The following is a 4,516-nucleotide window of genomic DNA, read 5'->3' as shown; positions in this document are numbered from 1 at the left end:
GTAATATTTGAAGATGTTTACTGATTTCAGATTTGACATTTATATAAGAAAAACTAAGATATAGTTAACACTTATGAATGTAATGTTAAACTCATGAAGACAGAAGCAATTTCATTAGATATATTTTTAAAAAATTGTGAGTATGAAATTCAAAATCCTGATGATATTAAAATAACGTCAAAACAATCACCACCTACAACAGAAGATTATTCAAATTTCCCTCAATTAATAAATTTAGACAATATTGAAACAAGTATTGAGTTCAACTTATTTTTGATTGAGAAGTTCCGTTTTAATGATTTTTCAACAAATAAGGCTAAAAGCGGAAGGGAAATTACTAAGTCAAGAATTAAAAGTTTAATTACATCATTAAGATTGTTTCTGAATTGGCTAACCATAAATAAAGTAGATTGGAAAGATGAAACATATATTGATGATGAAGACCCAGTAAACCTATTCAAAAACTATCTTATTGATCGTATAAAATCAGAGCAGGATCACATTAGTTATGAGACTGCAAAAGCTTATTTATTAGATGTAAAGATGTTATATGAATGGGCAGCACATAATCACATTATTAATCGTCTGCCATTCTTTTATTCAATCCACTCTTATACAAATAAGAATACCAATATAATGACCTCCAAAAAAGCATTCTCTACACAGGTTGTTTCGTCAAGCATTAAAATCCCCAATAAGTATAAAGATATTAAAGTAAAATTTTTGAGTGCATATAGTCCAGATGAATATGAACAGCTAATTAATTCAGATTATTGTCAAAATCCAAGTAGACAATTATGGATTAAACTAGCAAAAGAATATGGTTTAAGAAGAATAGAAATTGCAGGAATAAATGATGACATATGTGATTGCAAAAATGGCTTATATATAGTGACAGGCAAAAATTCAAAGAAAAGAGAGATACATTTCAAAGAAGAAATCCTTAAAGAGTTAAATTTATATCGAAATAGTAACGTTAGAAAAAAAAATTTACATAAATACTATTTAAAAGAAGGTTACAACAATAAATCACCTTTATTTCTAAATAATAAAGGTAATAGAATCTCTGAAAAAACCATAACAAATATAATTTATCCTGTAAAAAATGAGTTAAAAGAAAAGGGAATAATTTTTGATAAGACTTTTCATGATCTACGAGCAACTTATGCTGTAGAACGCGTGATGAGCTTACTTAAACAAGGTATTAGAATGGAACATATTGAGGTTGTTGTAACTGATGAGTTAGGTCATAACCTATTTGAAACAACAAAGCGATACTTACAAATAAGTAGTGCAAGAATAAGTTGGATTAATCAAAGTGGTATTGGTGATGCATTAAAGGAAATTGAACTTGCAAATGATAATCAGAGTGAGAATATTCTAGATGACTTTTTATGATTATGTGATGAACTATATTAAAGAATATGATCATACTATGAATGCAGAAAAAACCATCATCAGATATTGCTTTTATATTAAAAGAATATATGAAGATGCCGACCTTAATTTTAAATCTGAAGTCAACAAAGATATCAACTTAATGATTAATGATAAAGACTATCTGTTGAATTTAGAGTTGATTTTACATTCAAAATATCCATCTTTTTATAAAAGTCAATTTTCTTTAATCCTGAAACTACTATCACATTATGCAAAATACGAGATTACAAGAGCTTCTTCATTTAAAATAGGAAATAATGAATTTAAATGTATAGAACTTTACACCATCAATAAGAATTTAACGCAATTATTAATAGACTTATTATCTAGTTTATTTAAAAATATGACCCCATTAACCCAAAAGACACAATTTAAGTCTCTAAGAAAAATTATAATTGATTCAAATGAATTTGGGAATTCAAATTCTTTAGAAAATCTTGCTGACAATATTAAGAATAATTATCAACTGGAATATAGGAAAAAAGTTTTATTAAACCATTTATATGGAAATAAGATTATAGTTAATATGCTAGGAGTTGCACATGATATCACAAAATATTACAATCTGAATCCAATAGCACTAATACAATACGAAAAGATTCAAAAAAAAATAACTGATACTACAAAGCTCAACAGATTTACCAAATTTGCAACCACCTTAAATAACTATCTAATTGAGCACCCTTCTGATGAAATTTATTTTAGAAAAAATGGATTACTTGCTTTAACAGACAATAACTTTAAAATATTATGCAAAATAAGAAATTATACATCTACAAAAATATTTAATTACTTTATATTTGTAGTGGAGATTTTAACAGAAAAGGATTTTGATTATTTCAATCTTGATCACAAATGCTTATACATTAAAAATATTTATACTAATCCATACGCCATTCGCCTAGAAACTCTTTATAAAAAATCTGCAACCTTTGCCAATGAGTTTTACAATCTTTTTAAAAACTATCTTAGAAAAATACAATACGACGAGAAAAGTGAAACAACGATCAGGACTCATATAACAAATCTAAGAAGATTATTTATACGTTATTTTGATAAAGAAACGCTTGATAAGCACGGAATTAACTTATTATTTATAGACAACTTCATTCACTTTAAAGAGCTTAAAGCCAAATTATATGAAGATAGATTACAAGGTAAATTTAAGTTAGTTACACAGCAGCATAATTATAGTTCTCTAAAATGGTTCTGTGAAGTCGTAAATCAACCTTATTTAAAAGATTTTGATGCTTCCCCTCAGTCTCTAAACAAAGCTATTTCAAATCAAAAGTCATTAACAAAAAGTTATTCTGAACATGATTTAATACAAATTATAAGCTCATTAATTGAGTCAATTAAAAAAAATAAAGAAGATTATAGCAAACTACTTGTAGCCTATTTTGCTCTTATTCAAATAATAACAGGTATGAATATCGCAACTCTATGCACATTAAAGGACACTAAAGAGCATATTAGAAAAGATAATAACAATCCCAACATCTATTATTTGAGTTTTATCAAGAGAAGGGCTGGTAGTAAAACTGAAACTCATACATTTTTTAAAAACTCCGATGACAAAACTATATATTTGTTTTTGTATATCCGTGATGTACTAAGAAATAAAGTAATTGCATTATCGAAGAATAAGAGTTTTAAGACAAACTTTCTATTTGTTTTCCTAAATAAAAATAATTTATTAAGGAATGCTTCATCCGACAACATTGGGGTTAAAGTTAGAGAGCTGCTTGAAGAAGTTGGTTGTGAAGTAACGTATGATTCAAAACGGATGCGTAAAACTGTTAGTAATAAAATTTATAAAATTGTATTAAAGAAATTCTCAGTATATCGTGAATTAGTCCATCATGATTTTGATGTATTTGTACGACATTATGAAGAAATTAATGCAGTTCAAATAAATGACACTCTCTCTCAAGGTACAAAATCTCTAGAGATATATTTGAAAAAAGATAATATTTATTTAGCTGATCCTGAAATTAAAGATAATGATCCCGTTAGCAATGAAGTAGAAGATGATAATATAATTCAATTCACTCCATTAGGAAATTGTTCGGACAACCTCTCTGATTCTACACCTATTTGTTCTGACTACTTAGCTTGCTTATTCTGCAAAAACTTTAGTATCGTAAATAGCGAATCCCAAATCCACAAACTTTTAGATTTTAAGAATATTTGCATCACTCAAATGTTGTCTTACTCGGCTTCTTATAATCCTGAAAGTACAACTGTAAAAGCTATTAAAGAGTTTGAAACTAGAGTTAATAATATATTGGGCTTATTAAAAAAAAACAACTCACAACTTTATCAGTTAGCTGAAATAAACTACAACCCAAATCAATACTTTTCATTATAGGTAAAAAATGTCTAAACTTTATAAAATCCTTGATATTATAACTATTACCAATAAAGAAGGTGATATCTCATTTCAAAAATATAGTAACAAATTAATTATTGATATATACAGTTTGATTCTCTTTAACAACCCAAATAGAAACGATACTTTGAAAAAAGTATACTTCATAGATAAGAGATGGCTGATGCGTGATCAAACAAAAATCTTCTCATTTGCATCATTAAATGAATCTTTTGAATATGAAATTAAGGCTATTTTTTTATGTATGATTTTTTTAGGACAGAAAAGAAATTTTAAAAAAATAAAATGGAATACAATGTGTGTAAATGGCAGTTATTTAAAGCGATTAGCATTAAGCCTTATGAGCATGAATATATATTCATTTAACGATCTAAATACATTAAGAGCTACTCAATTACAGATAATCTCTAATCAATTTCGTAGCACATACGATTCTAAAATTGATTTATTAGATATTTCATGCAAAATACTTTTAAATTATAAATTTATAACTCAACAAACTTATGAATTTCTTGTTTTCAGTAAAAATGATAATATTTATATAAAAAAAAATAATATAGATACTTGCATCGCTAATAGTTTTCCTATCATTCCTGATCATGTCTTATTGAAAGTATTTGATAAAATAAATAATTATAAACAACAATTTTTTATAAAATTTGCAATGTGGTCTGAATATAATAC

At 26.4% G+C, this 4,516-nt stretch carries 2 protein-coding genes and 1 pseudogene; all 3 read left to right on the top strand.

The window, feature by feature from the left end:
- Positions 1–93 precede the first annotated feature (93 nt).
- On the top strand, positions 94–1,398 hold the full coding sequence (locus GVX98_RS16715; protein WP_159128768.1) for a site-specific integrase: 1,305 nt from the start codon (positions 94–96) through the stop codon (positions 1,396–1,398).
- Between the two features lie 37 nt (positions 1,399–1,435).
- Positions 1,436–3,811, top strand: coding sequence for a hypothetical protein (locus tag GVX98_RS16710; RefSeq protein WP_228716308.1), 2,376 nt, complete (start codon positions 1,436–1,438; stop codon positions 3,809–3,811).
- Positions 3,812–3,818: 7 nt separating this feature from the next.
- Positions 3,819–4,516, top strand: a pseudogene (locus tag GVX98_RS16705) (site-specific integrase); the annotation flags it as partial.

The organism is Acinetobacter sp. 8I-beige, assembly GCF_902505955.1.
GTDB lineage: Bacteria > Pseudomonadota > Gammaproteobacteria > Pseudomonadales > Moraxellaceae > Acinetobacter > Acinetobacter johnsonii.
Note: the sequence above shows the minus strand (reverse complement) of the source record. Positions and strands in the feature narration are given on the sequence as shown.

Bases quoted from the DNA above. Each gene is read 5' to 3' on its own strand.
- GVX98_RS16715 (WP_159128768.1), top strand. From the start codon at position 94: ATGAAGACAGAAGCAATTTCATTAGATATATTTTTAAAAAATTGTGAG.
- GVX98_RS16710 (WP_228716308.1), top strand. From the start codon at position 1,436: ATGAATGCAGAAAAAACCATCATCAGATATTGCTTTTATATTAAAAGA.